10 protein-coding genes are annotated in these 13,613 nt (G+C 67.6%); 4 read left to right on the top strand and 6 right to left on the bottom strand.

The genetic code is table 11. The features are described 5' to 3' along the window. Positions 1-51: 51 nt before the first annotated feature. Positions 52-1,725 carry a flippase activity-associated protein Agl23 gene (locus tag LT970_RS11630; protein WP_232686641.1) on the bottom strand — a complete coding sequence of 558 codons (1,674 nt, stop codon included), beginning with the start codon at positions 1,723-1,725 and terminating at the stop codon, positions 52-54. Positions 1,726-2,089: 364 nt separating this feature from the next. Between LT970_RS11630 and LT970_RS11635 the strand changes: the two genes are divergently transcribed. From LT970_RS11635 to LT970_RS11645, 3 genes are all read left to right on the top strand, one after another. Next, complete coding sequence (locus LT970_RS11635) at positions 2,090-3,232, top strand: thiolase family protein (RefSeq protein ID WP_232686642.1); 1,143 nt, start codon at positions 2,090-2,092, stop codon at positions 3,230-3,232. 247 nt (positions 3,233-3,479) lie between these two features. After that, complete coding sequence (locus tag LT970_RS11640; RefSeq protein ID WP_232686643.1) at positions 3,480-4,244, top strand: glycosyltransferase; 765 nt, start codon at positions 3,480-3,482, stop codon at positions 4,242-4,244. Then, positions 4,241-4,732 carry a GtrA family protein gene (locus LT970_RS11645; RefSeq protein ID WP_232686644.1) on the top strand — a complete coding sequence of 164 codons (492 nt, stop codon included), beginning with the start codon at positions 4,241-4,243 and terminating at the stop codon, positions 4,730-4,732. Before LT970_RS11640 ends, LT970_RS11645 begins: the two co-directional genes overlap by 4 nt. A gap of 59 nt (positions 4,733-4,791) precedes the next feature. Here LT970_RS11645 and LT970_RS11650 read toward each other — a convergent pair whose 3' ends face one another. From LT970_RS11650 to LT970_RS11670, 5 genes are all read right to left on the bottom strand, one after another. Then, on the bottom strand, positions 4,792-5,082 hold the full coding sequence (locus tag LT970_RS11650) for a hypothetical protein (protein WP_232686645.1): 291 nt from the start codon (positions 5,080-5,082) through the stop codon (positions 4,792-4,794). An 80-nt stretch (positions 5,083-5,162) separates the two neighbouring features. Then, the gene (locus LT970_RS11655; RefSeq protein WP_232686646.1) at positions 5,163-7,025 is read right to left on the bottom strand and encodes a cation:proton antiporter domain-containing protein; all 1,863 of its coding nucleotides are present in this window, start codon (positions 7,023-7,025) and stop codon (positions 5,163-5,165) included. 447 nt (positions 7,026-7,472) lie between these two features. Next, the gene (locus tag LT970_RS11660) at positions 7,473-9,455 is read right to left on the bottom strand and encodes an AMP-dependent synthetase/ligase (protein WP_232686647.1); all 1,983 of its coding nucleotides are present in this window, start codon (positions 9,453-9,455) and stop codon (positions 7,473-7,475) included. A 5-nt stretch (positions 9,456-9,460) separates the two neighbouring features. Next, on the bottom strand, positions 9,461-10,375 hold the full coding sequence (locus tag LT970_RS11665; RefSeq protein WP_232686648.1) for an MBL fold metallo-hydrolase: 915 nt from the start codon (positions 10,373-10,375) through the stop codon (positions 9,461-9,463). Between the two features lie 70 nt (positions 10,376-10,445). Beyond that, on the bottom strand, positions 10,446-11,615 hold the full coding sequence (locus LT970_RS11670) for an inorganic phosphate transporter (protein WP_232686649.1): 1,170 nt from the start codon (positions 11,613-11,615) through the stop codon (positions 10,446-10,448). 556 nt (positions 11,616-12,171) lie between these two features. On the opposite strand from LT970_RS11670, the gene serS reads away from it, so the two are divergent. After that, positions 12,172-13,560, top strand: a complete 1,389-nt coding sequence (gene serS / locus LT970_RS11675) for a serine--tRNA ligase (RefSeq protein WP_232686650.1) — start codon at positions 12,172-12,174, stop codon at positions 13,558-13,560. Positions 13,561-13,613: the final 53 nt, after the last annotated feature.

A 13,613-nucleotide genomic window follows, 5' to 3' on the forward strand; every position in this document is an offset into this window, starting at 1 on the left:
GCTTAAGCGCGTCGACATTCGGACAGGTCTGCGGGCCGGAGGACGGAGCGCTCACGCCGACGCGTTCTCCCGGACGTAGAAGACGACGGGCTTTGCGTACTGGAAGCCCTGGTGGACGACGCGCCGGTAGCCACGCTCCGTGAGGTCGACCTCGAGGTCGTTCGTCTCGTCCGCGACCAGGACGACCACGGGCGGGTCGTGTTCGAGAATCTCCTCCGTATGGGTGGTGCTGGAGACGTTCGACCCGTAGACCTCGAGGTACCACGGGAGCGGGAGTCGGTCGAACCAGCCGGCGTACCCGCCGTACGTGTTGTTCAATTCGAGGTCGCGCCGGAGGTCGTCGTCGGCGTTCCAGTTCGACCCGTAGAACATCACGTCGACGCCCTCGTTGCTCGCCGACAGGTCCCGGATGTCGTGGAGCGTCGGCTTCATGTGGCCGGCAGGCTGGGCGTACTGCACGAGCGGGTTGTCCGGTCCCTGAGCGTTCACGTACGTCGTCTGGGCGGCGACGGCGCCGGTGCCGGCGGCGGCGACGAGCAGGATGACTGCGGCGGCGCGCGCACCCGCGGCGTTGTCGTTCGCGACCGCGTCCCGGCCGTAGGAGACCACGACGCCGACGCCGACGCCGGCGGGGAGCGCGAGCGGGACGACCGAGTTGACGAGCGTCCACCCCGCAGTGATGTCCATCACCACCGGGAAGCCGAACAGCGCGAACAGCCCCCAGAAGAAGGACAGAAAGACGACGGCGCGCGGGCGTTCGGTTGCGTAGCGCTCGTGGAGGAAGCCGAGCACGGCAAAGGCGGTGAGCGCGAGCGCGCCCGCAACGAGCACGTTCAGGTCGTGTTCGAGGTACGCGATGTAGGAGTGGGCCTGGTGGTTCGTCGACCCCCAGCGCCCGAGGAACTTCTCCCAGGTGCCGAGGGTCGCCGCGCTCACGACCGCCGGGAGGCGCTCGGGGTTCGAGAGCGCGCGGTAGAGGTCGGGTTTCGGGGCGTAGAACGCGACGACGACGATGGCGGCTTCGACGGACGCGAGCGCGACGTGGAGTTTCCGGTTCCAGGCCGCCCGGAGCGTGCGCTTTGCGTACTCCGTGGCGGCGTCGATTCGGGAGGCGTCGCGGACGCGGGCGAGCGAGAGTCGGCCGTCGAGGATCAGCGCGAGCGCGCCGACCCAGCAGACGACGTACAGCATCGCGCTCTCCTTGGCGGTGAACGCGAGGGCGAACGGGAGCGCGGCGGCGTACAGATACCTGGCTTTCCCGGTGTCGTAGGCGCGCACGAACAGGCCGACGGCGACGAACATGAACGCCGCGACGAGGAGGTCGTTGCGCATGAACCGCGAGTAGTACAGCAGGATGGGGTTCGCGGCGAGGAACGCGGCGACGCCGACGAGTTCGGCGTTCCGGAGGTGCTCGCGGTAGAGCCACACCGACAGCGGCAGCAGGCCGCCGATGAGCGCCACCACGAGGCGCATCGTGAAGTCCGACGGACCGAGCAGGCTGAACACGACGCCGTTGACGTGCGGGAGGAACGGCCCGTGGATGATGGGGCGGTACTCCCACACGCCGACGTCCATGTAGTGGAGCGTCCAGTGCGCGACCCGTCCCTCGTCCTGGTGGGCGACCCGCCAGCCGAGGTTCCAGAGGCGCGCGAGGAGGGCGAGCGCGGTGACGCCGACGAGCGCGGTGAACGCGCGTTCCCGGCCGGCGTCCCGGGACCGAGACATATCATGGGTTAGCGAGGGGTGAGGGTAAACGCTTTCCGGAACGGGAGGCTCCGAGCAGAGCGAGGAGCCTCCGAATGTGTGAGCGGCGAACGCAGTGAGCCGCGAGCAGCGAGAGTTGGAGCGTGCGTGGTTCGGAGCGAACGACCGCAGTTCTCGTGAGCCGAAGGCGAACGAGAGCTCGTCAGAGCTTTGCTCTGACGGTGGGAGTGAGTGAGAACCACGGAACCGCGAACGGTGAACGTAGTGAACCGTGAGCGAGCGTAGCGAGCGAGACTCTCGGGAATGCGAGCGCCAACGAGTAAACAGCGAGCGTCGGGCGTCCGGTTGTGAGAGGTTTATAGGTCGGCGTGCGTGAGTGTGAGGTATGGCAGGCGACACCACTCCGGTCATCGCAGCGGCGTACCGAACTCCGCAGGGGAAAGACGGCGGCGTCTACGCCGACACCCGTAGCGAGGACCTCTCCGTGCCGCTCATCGACCACATCCTCGACGAGACCGGGTTGACGAGCGACCACGTCGACGACCTGCAGTGGGGGGTCGCCCAACAGCGCAAGGAGCAGGACAACAACGTCGCACGCGTCATCGCGTTGCTCTCCGAGCTGGGCGAGGACGTGCCCGCGGCCTCGATCAACCGCTGGTGTGCGTCCTCGATGGAAGCGATCATGCGGGCTTCGGACGCCATCCGCGCGGGCCAGCGCGACGCCATCATCGCGGGCGGCGTGGAGAACATGAGCCGCGTGCCGATGGACGGTGACTCCTACCAGCACCTTCACCCGGGGCTCGCGGAGCTGTACAACGTCCCCGGACTCCAGATGGGGATGACCGCCGAGGAGGTCGCGGAGCGCTACGACATCAGCCGAGAGCAACAGGACGAGTACGCGCTCCAGAGCCAGCAGCGCGCCGCGGAGGCGACCGATTCGGGGCGCTTCGACGACGAGATCGTGCCCATCGAGACCGAGGACGGCCTCGTGGAGGAGGACGAGGGCATCCGCCGCGACACGACGATGGAGGCCCTGCAGGGGCTCCCCACCGTGTTCAAGAGCGACGGCACGGTGACGCCCGGGAACTCGAGTCAGATCTCGGACGGCGCGTCCGCGACGCTCGTGACGAGCGAGGCGTTCGCGCAGGACCACGGCCTGGACGTGCTCGCGTACGTCGGCGACCACAACGTCGCGGGCGTCAACCCCGAGGTCATGGGCATCGGTCCGGTGCCGGCGACCCGCGGCCTCCTCGAGCGCACGGGCGAGTCCATCGACGAGTTCGACCTCGTGGAGTTGAACGAGGCGTTCGCGTCCCAGACCGTTTACGCCCGTGACGAACTCGGCGTCGACCCCGAGAAGTTCAACGTGAACGGCGGCGCCATCGCCATCGGCCACCCGCTCGGCGCGAGCGGCGCGCGCCTCCCGGTCACGCTCATCCACGAGATGGAAAAGCGCGACGCCGACAAGGGTCTCGCCACGCTCTGCGTCGGCTTCGGACAAGGCGGCGCGATCACGTTCGAACGGTAGCGAGAGTCTGAGCGGCCACCGAATTTTCTACTGATTAGCCAGCCACCGACGTTTCAACCGCTTCGTCAACCGCTACCCTGGCGGATTGAAAGGGCGAGCGTGGCTCGCGGGCGAAGCCCGTGGTCGCTGAGCGTGCGCGAGGCGCGCGAGGGCTTTCAGGTGTTGCCGTCAACAACGACGCCAACGCTAACAACTTCCCGCAGCGATACCACGAAACTCATACCGTTCGGTCGACTCGCATCGAGTAATGGAATCTGTGGGGATCGTGGTTCCCGCATACGAGCCCGACGTCGAGGTGCTGGTCGAGTACCTCGATTCGCTCCGGGAGACACTCGACCCGGAGCAACTCCGCGTGGAACTCGACGCCGCGCCGGCGTCGACCGTCGACGCGCTCCGGGAGACGGACGCGACTGTGCACGTGGCGTCCGAGCGCCGGGGGAAGGGCGCGGCGGTCACCGCGGGCTTCGAGGCGCTTTCCACGGACGTGCTGGTGTTCGCGGACGCGGACGGCAGCACGGACGCCGAGTCGCTTTCGAGTGTCGTAGACGCGGTCGTGGACGGCGGCGCGGACCTCGCGGTGGGGTCGCGGCGCCACCCCGACGCGGAGGTGACGAGCCATCAGACGTTCGCGCGCCGGTTCCTCGGCGACGGGTTCGCGTGGCTCGCCGGTAGGCTGCTCGCGGTCGACCTCTACGACTACCAGTGTGGCGCGAAAGCCATCACGGCCGACTCCTGGGGGCGCGTTCGCGAGCACCTCTACGAGCCGGGGTTCGCGTGGGACGTGGAACTGGTCGCCATCGCCGGCGCGCTCGGCGAGCGCGTCGCGGAGGTGCCGTTGACCTGGGAGGACAAGCCCGGGTCGACGGTGTCGCCGATTCGGACGCCGTTCGCGCTGTTCAGCGCGCTGCTGGCGGCGCGGCACCGCGCGAAACTGCTCAGTGACAGTCGACTGCACGCGGCCATCGCGGCGCGCCGCGAGAACCCGACGTCGCTCGTGGAGCGGGAACGATGAGCATCGACGACCGACTCCGGCGCGCCGTGCCCGACCGCTTCGAGTCGCTGGTGTCGACCGTGCGGTTCGGGCAGTTCGTCTCCGTGGGCGCCATCGGCGCCGTCTTCGACATCACGACGCTGGTGGTGCTCACCGAGGTCGTCGGGCTTCCGGCGGCCGTCGCGAACGTCGCGAGCATCGAGACCGCGATTCTCGTGATGTTCGCCGTCAACGAGTCGTGGACGTTCGCCGGGCAGGGCGACAGCGACAGTCGCTCGGTCGGGCGCCGCCTGCTCCGCTCGCACGTCGTCCGAGCGGGCGGGTCGACGCTCCAGTACGCGCTGTTCGTGGCCGTGTTCTACGGCGTGTCCGTCGAACTCGCCGTCGCGGGCGTGGACCTCTGGCTGGTGGTCGTGAAGGGCGGCGCCATCGCGGTGGCGATGCTCGTCAACTACGTCTTCGAGAGCCTGTTCACCTGGCGCGTCCACGAAGAGGACGCCCCGCGGTAGCGCCGGACGTCGGCGTTTCTGGGAGTACGCGACGGGCCGAGCAGCGGAGTGCCCGTCGGTCACCGGCCGCGACGTCGGTCACGTCGTTCCTGAGCCTGTTCTTGGATGTCGGCGAGTTCGCGCTCGAGTGCGCCGTCGTCCATCCCGTGTGCGTATCGGACCGACGCGTCGAGTACGGACGGACGAAACCGCGACTCGTCGCCCTCATCGTCAGTCTTCGCTCCGTCGTTGCCGTCCGCTCCGTAGCCGGTGTCCGTTCCGTCGTTGGCGTCCGTTCCGCTGACTCCCCTCTCGCCGGCCTCGCGGCCAGGGATGCGAGCGGCGAGTCGACGTAGGACGTCGCGGAGCATGCGTGGCGCTACGCATTCAGTGAGAATAAGCGTTCAGGCGCTCGACGGCGGTGAACGAGCCGACGACGAAGGTGTGGCGGTCAGTCGTGTGGGTGACACCACTCCAGGGCCTCGCGGACGGCGTCCTTCCGTCCGAGAAACGTGAGGTGGTCGCCGCGCTGGAGCGTGAAGTCGCCGCTGGGCACCTGGTTGTCGCCGTCGCGGCCGACGAGTGCGATGATACAGCCGTTCGGGATCTCCTCGTCGAGTTCGTCGATGGTCTTCCCGACGAGCGCGTCAGCGGTGACCTCGACCTCCTGAACGTCGCCCGCGCGACCGATCTCGGTCATCCAGTTCGCGAGCGCCGGGCGCTCGATGATGTTGTCGATGCCCCACGCCGTCGCGAGCGACGAGGAGACCGTGCGCACGCCGAGGTCCTCGAAGGCGTCGACGTTGTCCGGGTTGTTCGCCCGGGCGATGATCGTCTCCACGTCGAACTTCGAGTCCGCGAGCTGGGCGACGAGGAGGTTCGCGTCGTCGTCGCCGGTCGCGGCGACGATGATGCGGGCGTTGTCCGCGCCCGCCGACCGCAACTCCTCGGTGTCCGTCCCGTCACCCTTGTGGACCGTGTATCCCTCGTTCCGGGCTCGTTCGACCATCTGTTCGTCTCGTTCGACGATGACGACGTTCTCACCGCGGTCCGCGAGGCGCTCTGCGAGCGCGCGACCGACGGTGCCGCCGCCGACGATGATGACACGCATTGGTATGACGTTGAGGTATTCCGCGATGTGTCGGGCGAGACCGCCCTCGAAGACGACTGTCAGCAGAATCGTGAGGAAGACGACGCCGACGAGCAGGCTCGCGGCGTCGCCCATACCGAGGGCCTGCAACTGAATGGCGAACAGCGTGGCGACCGACGCGGGGATGATGCCGCGCGGGCCGACCACGCTCATGAACAACTGCTCGGAGCGCGTGTAGCGGCCGCCGCGGGTCGAGAGGAAGACCCCGAGCGGACGGAGGACGAACACGACCACCGCAACCACGGCGAGGCCGCCGAGGCCGAGGGCGAGCAGGTCGCCGAACGTCAACAGCGCCGCGAGCGCGATGAACACGAACGACAGCACGATCAACGTGATATCGCCCTTGAACGCCTCGATGTCCTCCTCGTAGGGGAGGTTCGCGTTCCCGAGCACCACGCCCGCGGTCGCCACCGCGGCGATGCCTGCCTCCCCGCGGAGCGCGTCCGCCGCGCCGTACGCGACAAGCGCGCCAGCGAGCACGATGAGACGGGCGTTCTGCGGTGCGCTCCCCCGGGAGAGGTTGACCTCGCGGAGCAAGTACCACACCACGGCGGCGACCACGAGGCCGAAGAAGACGCCGATGCCGAGGCGCGCCGCGAACTGCTGGACGATCTCCGCACGCGTGAGGTCAGGGTTGATGACCACCTCGAAGACGACGATGGCGAGGATGGCGGCGGTCACGTCGTTCACGACGCCCTCCGTCTCCAGGCCCGCCTCGACGCGGTCGCGCACCGGCACGACGTTGAGGATGGGCGTGATGACCGTCGGGCCGGTGGCGACGAGCAGGCTCCCGACGAGGAACGCGATGTCCCAGTCCGCGCCGAGGAAGAAGTGTACGGCGACCGCCGTGCCGAGCAGGGAGATGGCTGCGGCGACCGTGACGAGTCGAAGCGTCGGGCCCGGCGCCTCCCGTAGCTTCGAGAGTTTGAGGTGGAACGCCCCCTCGAAGACGATGATGGCGACCGAGAGGCCGACGATTCCGGAGAGCGCGCCCGGGCCGCCGAACGCCTCCAGGGTCACGATGCCGAGAACTTCCGGGCCGACGACGATGCCCGCGAGGATGAGAAACAGCACGCTGGGCACCTGTAGGCGGTCTGCGAGCACTTGCGCGGCGACGCCGAGCGCGACGATGATGGCGACCAGCGGAATCGTCGACGCGCTCACGGACTCACCTCCAGTATCGGCATTGTGCGTTGGTTTCCGGGGGCGGAGTATAAAGCGCGTGGGTTGCGGTCGGGGCTGCCGTTTCGAGAATCCAGTAGATGGACGACCTCATCGACGAAATCGTGTACGACCTCTATGGATTGACCGACGAGGAGATCGAGATTGTCGAGGACGCGGTGGCGGACTGACGAAACAACACAGAAGCATCCGCGAGCGAGCGGCTTGAAAAGCCCGAGCGAAGCGGTTCACCGCGCGACCGGAGGGAGCGCGGGCCGACGACTGAACGGAGCGCGTAGCGCGAAGTGAAGGAGGAGTGCTTTTAGTGCAGGTTTTGCCAGCGAGCGGCCAAAGGCCGCGAGTGCAGCAAAACGTGCGAGCGAGGAGTGCTTTTTCCGCAAGTTTTTGCCGAGGGGGTGGCCGCAGGCCACCCCCGCAGCGCAAAAAGTGCTAGCCGTACATCTCGCCGATCCGGTCGGCGTACCGGTCGAGGATGTTCCGGCGTTTCTTCTTCATCGTCGGGGTGAGCATGTCGTTGTCCTCCGAGAATTCGACGGGGACGAGGCGGAACTGCTTGATCTGCTCGTAGCTCTCGAAGTTCTGGTTGACGTGGTCGACCTCCGCCTGGATGCGTTCGCGGACGCGGTCGTCCCGGCAGATCGCGTCGACGTCCTCGGGAGCGTGCGAACGGGGGCTCGTGGAGCTATGCTCCACGGCGTCCTCGGGGAGGTCGATCTCCTCGCGGTCGGCCCACTTGCGGATGCCGGTGACGTTCGGGACGAGGAGCGCGGAGACGAATTTCTGGTCGTCGCCGACGACCATGCACTGTTCGACGAGTTGGCTGGCGGCGAACGCGTCCTCGATGGGGCCGGGCGCGACGTTCTTCCCGGTTGAGAGCGTGAGCAGTTGTTTCGCGCGTTCGAGGAAGCGCACGTAGCCGTCCTCGCGGAGTTCGACGACGTCGCCGGTGCGGAACCACTCCCGGCCGCCGCGTTCGGTGAACGCGCTCTCGGTCTCCTCGGGAAGGTTCCAGTAGCCGTCGAACACCTGTGGGCCGCGGACGAGCAGTTCGCCGGCGCGGCCGTCGGCGGTCTCGCGCTGTTTGGGGCTGGCGATGGTCTCGTCGACGTCGAGTTCGGTGTCGGGGAGCGCGGGGCCGATGGTGCCGACCTTCGGCTCCTCCGGGGGGTTGACGCAGACGACGGGACTGGTCTCGGTGAGGCCGTACCCCTCGAGGATGGGGAGACCCATGCCGTGGTAGAGCGCACAGAGGTCGGGAGACAGGGAGCCGCCGCCGGAGATGAAGAATTCTATCTGGCCGCCGAGGGCGTCCCGGACCTTCTGGAAGACGAGTTTGTCGGCGACGGCGCGACGCGCGCGCAGGCTGAGTCCGGGGTCGTCGGCGGCGTAGTACTCGCGGCCGACGTCGACGGCCCACTCGAAGATGCGTTCGCGGACCGGCGATTCGGTGGCCTGTTCGCGGACGGCGTCGTACAGTTTCTCGTAGACGCGCGGGACGCTCGTGCCGATGGTTGGCTGGACGAGCGAGAAGTCCTCCTGGACGGTGTCCGGGGATTCCGCGTAGCAGACGTGCGCGCCGGAGGCGAACATGAGGAAGTGGCCGGCGAGTCGCTCTAAGACGTGTGCGAGCGGAAGGAAGGAGACGTGGCGGTCGGTGTCCGAGACGGTGGGAGTGTCTCGTTTGTCGGGCCGCGGGCCGAACCGCTGCCTGCTCTGCGTGACGTTCGCGCGGAAGTTCTCGTGGGTGAGCGTGACGCCCTTCGGCTGGCCGGTGGTGCCGGAGGTGTAGATGAGGCTCGCGAGGTCGTCGGCGTCGCGGGCGTCGACCCAGTCCTCGTAGGTGTCGCGGTCGTAGGCGTCCTGGCCGCGCTCGTAGACGTCTTCGAGTGAGAGCGCGCGGTCGTCTGCGACGCGGTCCATGGTGACGACGAACTCCAGGTCGAGTTCGTCCTCGACGGCGCGGACGCGTTCGAGTTCGTCCTCGCCTTCGACGACGACGCCGACGGCGCCGGAGTCCCCGAGCAGGTGTTCGACCTGCCGGGGGCTGGAGCTCGCGTAGACGGTGGTGACGGCGGCGCCGGCGGCGAGCAGCGCGAAGTCACATTGGGCCCACTCCATGCGGGAGTGCGAGAAGATGCCGACGCGGTCGTCGGCTTCGACGCCGAGGTCGCGGAAGCCGGCGGCGAGGCTGTGGACGATCTCCCGCATCTCGCCGTACGTGAGATGGGCGTAGTTGCCGTTGGGCGCGGATGGCACGACGTCGGGTGTGAGCGTGCGGTCGTGGACGCCGCCCTTGTACCCCTGTGCTGGCTGGTCGACGTGTGCGGCGGCCGCCGTCTCGAACAGTTCCGGAATCGTGTCCGCGGCCGCCGTCTCGTCCTCGTATTCTCGTTCGGCGTCGCGCCAATTCATGCGTGTCACTCTCCCGCCCGGCCCTTAAGATAGTTCAAAACCCCTCGGACGTTCATTTTCGTTTCCGCCTGCGCCTTGTGGTCGCCCCAGACGTCCGCCACGTCGTTGGTCTCGGCGAAGTGCTCGGCCGTCACCTCCTCGTCCCCGCGCTCGACGACCTCGCGTTCGACGGCGTCCACCCACTCGCGGAGCACCTGCTCGTACTCCCGGAGGACGGCGTCCGTCTCCTCTGGACCGGGACCGAAGTGCGGGAACAGCAACACCTCGGGGTCGAGGCGACGGATCATCTCGGCGTCCGTGATACACTGCTCGAGGTCGAAGTTCGGCGGCGGACTCGTCTCCCGGATGCGCTGCTTCGAAGGGATCCAGATGCCGGCGGCGTCCGCGGTGAACACGGCGTCGTCGGCGTGGTCCTCGTAGACGACTTGGTGGGGAGCGTGCCCGGGCGCGTGGTGAGCAGTGAGTTCCCGCGACCCCAGGTCGACGCTGTCGCCGTCCGTCAACTCGACGATTCGGTCCTCGGGAACCGGCTTCGGGTCGGTGTAGTACTGCCACTGGTCGCCGACGGCCTGCTTCGTGCCCTCGACGAGCCGGGACGGGTCGGCGATGTGGCGTGCACCGCGCTCGTGGACGTACACGTCGGCGTTCGGACAGGCGTCCGCGATGAATCCCGCACCGCCCGCGTGGTCGAGGTGGACGTGCGTGACGAGAATCGCGGCGAGGTCCTCGCGCTCGATGCCTGCCTCGTCGAGCGCGTCGAGAATCCGCTCGTAGTTGGTGCCGATGCCGGTGTCGACGATTGCGGGGCGGTCAGCGTCAATGACGTACACTGACCCGTACTCCGCGGTGTCGTACATGCCGGTGTCGACGTAGGTGACGTTCTCGCAGTCGGGAACGTCGAATGTGTCGCCGGGTGCCATGTGTCCGAACGGGTCTCGCGCGGCCAAAAGGGTTCGCGTGCCGGCACGCGAGATGCACGCCGCCGGCCGTTTATCCCGCGATGGGCAACAGGACGAACGACAGGTACGAGAGGAGCGTGGCGGCCGACGGCCCGATGATCCAGAAGAAGACGAACCGAACGACGATCGACGGGTCGAAGAGGGTGTCCGCGGACTGCAGGTCTCGCGCGCGCTCCTCGCCGATCTTCGGGACATCGTCGTTGCCTTGGACGGTGACCGCGTCGACGGAAATCTCGGTCTCGAGTTCGCCGCGAGCGAGTTCGCTCGCGGTCGCGCTCCGGGTGGCTCGCCCCCACCCGAGGCCGACGATAGTCATCACCGTCGAGAGCGCGAGGCTGATGGGGACGCCGAGCCAGGACGCGAACGTCGTGATCGAGGCGGCGACCACCATCACCACCATCGCCGCGAGCAACGGCAGGTCGGTGAGGCCGCTGCCGACGGACTCCATGGTGCGCCGCGCGATGGTGAACGCGCCGACGCCGATGGTCGCCGTCGCGAGCACGACTGCCGGTTCCGGCTCTATCAGGCCGCCGCCGACCAGCGGTGCGACGGCGTTCGCGACGTTGCTCGCGCCCGCGCTGAAGGACATGTAGCACGCGATGGCGAGCACGAGCGCGGTGCTCACGAACTCGCGTGGCGTCGTTCCCGGGCCGAGTTTCGGCGTCGGCACGATACGGGAGCGGTCGAGTTCCACGAGCGCGCCCGGGGACTGCTTGACGGCGACGATGCGGTCGAGGTGCGGGTAGAAGTACCGCCCGATGACGCCACCACACCAGAACCCGACGACGGGCGCGACGAGCCACCAGACGACGATCTCGCCGAGCACCGCGAGGTCCAGGGTTCCCGTCGCCAGCCCCAGGCCCGCGATAGCGCCGACCGCGGTCATCGACGTGGAGACAGGGACGCCGTAGGCGTTCGCGACGGCCATCCCGAGACCGATGAACACCAGCACGACGATGCTCGCCTCGATGGTGAACGCTGACCGCGCGACGATGTCGTTGCCGAGCGTCGCGATGACGTTCCGGCCGACCGTCCACCCGCCGAGGAAGACGAAGAACGTCATCAGCGCCGCGGCGGTCGTCTTCCGGGTGACGCGCGCGCCGACCGCGGGCCCCCACGCCACGCCCGTCGAAGACCCGCCGATGTTGAACCCGACGAACGCGGCGGCAAAGAGGCCAACCAGTAGAAGGATAGAGACCATGTTGTTGTGTTTGTGCGCTCTACGGTATAGATTCTGGGTCGGCGTGGTGGGTAGTATTCAGATGGGCAGTTTAGAGCAGGCGGGTCGTCGGAAACACCTGCAAGCCCTCGGCGGTCTCGACTCCCGCGTGGTCTGGAAGACGCCTCCGGCGTCTTCCATCATCTCGGAAGACCGCGAAGCGGTCTTCCGGCGAACTCGCTGCGCGTGGTTCGAAAGGCGCGTAGCACTTTCGTCATCACGAAAGACGCCTCCGGCGTCTTTCGAACGACTTCACTCGCGTTGCTCGTTCCAGTGCTTGCGTCGTCCTCAGAACGGCGAAGCCGTTCTGATGGGTGGTTCGAGACGGCTTCGCCGTCTCGTCATCCCGAGAGACGCCCTGCGTCTCTCGGGCGACTGCGGAAGACGCGTAGCGTCTTCCGAACGCCGGGGTTCGCCGAGACCACCTCGCCCTTGCAATCCACCAGGCGACCGGCTGGCCACCGCCCACCACCAGGGCTGTGAAACCGCCCCGGGGATGCGATACGTTCTTGCCGTATCCGGGTGAACGAACAGGAAAATGCTGAGCAGACAGTTCGTCCGGGAGCATCCGGACGCGGTACGCGACGCCCTCGAGAAGAAGGGCGTGGACGCCGACCTCGACCGGATCCTGGAAGTGGACGAGGAGTGGCGCGAACTCAAGAGCGAGGGCGACGGCCTCCGACACGAGCGAAACGAGGTGTCCTCGAAGATCGGCGAACTCAAACAGGAAGGCGACGAGGAAGCCGCCCAGGAGGCCATCGAGCGCTCCCAGGAACTCAAGGACGAACTCGAGGCCATCGAGGAGCGCGCCGAGGAACTCGAGGCGGAACTCGAGGAGCGCCTGCTCACGCTCCCGATGGTCCCCCACGAGGACGTACCGGTCGGCGCGGACGAATCGGAGAACGTCGAGCGCCGGCGTGAGGGCTTCGAGGACCTGCGCGACCTTCCGGGTGAGGTCGTTCCGCACTACGACCTCGGCGAGGACCTCGACGTGCTCGACTTCGAGCGCGGCGCGAAGGTGTCGGGCGGCGGCTTCTACTTCACGAAGGGCGCCGGCGCGCGCCTCGAGCACGCGCTCATCCAGTTCATGCTCGACGTCCACCGCGAGCAGGGGTACGTGGACGTGTTCCCGCCGATTCCCGTGAATTCGAAGTCGATGGAGGGCACCGGCCAGTTCCCGAAGTTCGTGGAGGACGCCTACCGCGTCGGCGGCGAGAACGAGGCCGAGTACACTGACGACGACCTCTGGCTGCTGCCGACGGCGGAGGTCCCGGTGACGAACATGTACCGCGACGAGATCCTGCTGAAGGATGACCTCCCGCTAAAACACCAGGCGTACTCCCCGAACTTCCGCCGGGAAGCCGGCGAGCACGGCACCGAGACGCGGGGCATCGTGCGCGTCCACCAGTTCAACAAGGTGGAGATGGTGAACTTCGTGGAACCCGAGGAGAGCGACGAGCGCTTCGAGGGACTCGTGGACGAGGCCGAGGAGGTGCTCCGGCGACTCGACCTCCCGTACCGCATCCTCGAGATGTGTACGGGCGACCTCGGGTTCACGCAGGCGAAGAAGTACGACATCGAGGTATGGGCGCCCGGCGACGACATGGACGACGGCCCCGAGCAGGGCGGTCGCTGGCTCGAAGTCTCGTCGGTGTCGAACTTCGAGGACTTCCAGGCGCGGCGCGCGGGCATCCGATACCGCCCGGAGCGCCACGAGTCGGCGGAGTACCTCCACACGCTCAACGGGTCGGGCGTCGCCATCCCGCGCGTCGTCGTCGCCATCCTCGAGTACTACCAGAACGAGGACGGCACCGTCGACGTGCCCGACGCCCTCCAGTCGTACATGGGCGGCCAGGAGGTCATCGAAGGCACCCAGAAGGTAGGCGAGTCGGCGCTCGGGGACGGCGAGCGTCGGAGCGAGCGATAGCGTGGTTCGGAACGAACGAAGTGAGTGAGAACCACGGAAACGCGAGCGGTGAA

This window comes from Halobacterium zhouii (assembly GCF_021249405.1).
Classification (GTDB): domain Archaea; phylum Halobacteriota; class Halobacteria; order Halobacteriales; family Halobacteriaceae; genus Halobacterium; species Halobacterium zhouii.

Excerpts from the sequence above, each read along its gene's own strand:
- LT970_RS11630 (WP_232686641.1), bottom strand. The coding sequence starts at position 1,725 with ATGTCTCGGTCCCGGGACGCCGGCCGGGAACGCGCGTTCACCGCGCTC.
- LT970_RS11635 (WP_232686642.1), top strand. The coding sequence starts at position 2,090 with ATGGCAGGCGACACCACTCCGGTCATCGCAGCGGCGTACCGAACTCCG.
- LT970_RS11640 (WP_232686643.1), top strand. The coding sequence starts at position 3,480 with ATGGAATCTGTGGGGATCGTGGTTCCCGCATACGAGCCCGACGTCGAG.
- LT970_RS11645 (WP_232686644.1), top strand. The coding sequence starts at position 4,241 with ATGAGCATCGACGACCGACTCCGGCGCGCCGTGCCCGACCGCTTCGAG.
- LT970_RS11650 (WP_232686645.1), bottom strand. The coding sequence starts at position 5,082 with ATGCTCCGCGACGTCCTACGTCGACTCGCCGCTCGCATCCCTGGCCGC.
- LT970_RS11660 (WP_232686647.1), bottom strand. The coding sequence starts at position 9,455 with ATGAATTGGCGCGACGCCGAACGAGAATACGAGGACGAGACGGCGGCC.
- LT970_RS11665 (WP_232686648.1), bottom strand. The coding sequence starts at position 10,375 with ATGGCACCCGGCGACACATTCGACGTTCCCGACTGCGAGAACGTCACC.
- LT970_RS11670 (WP_232686649.1), bottom strand. The coding sequence starts at position 11,615 with ATGGTCTCTATCCTTCTACTGGTTGGCCTCTTTGCCGCCGCGTTCGTC.
- serS (WP_232686650.1), top strand. The coding sequence starts at position 12,172 with ATGCTGAGCAGACAGTTCGTCCGGGAGCATCCGGACGCGGTACGCGAC.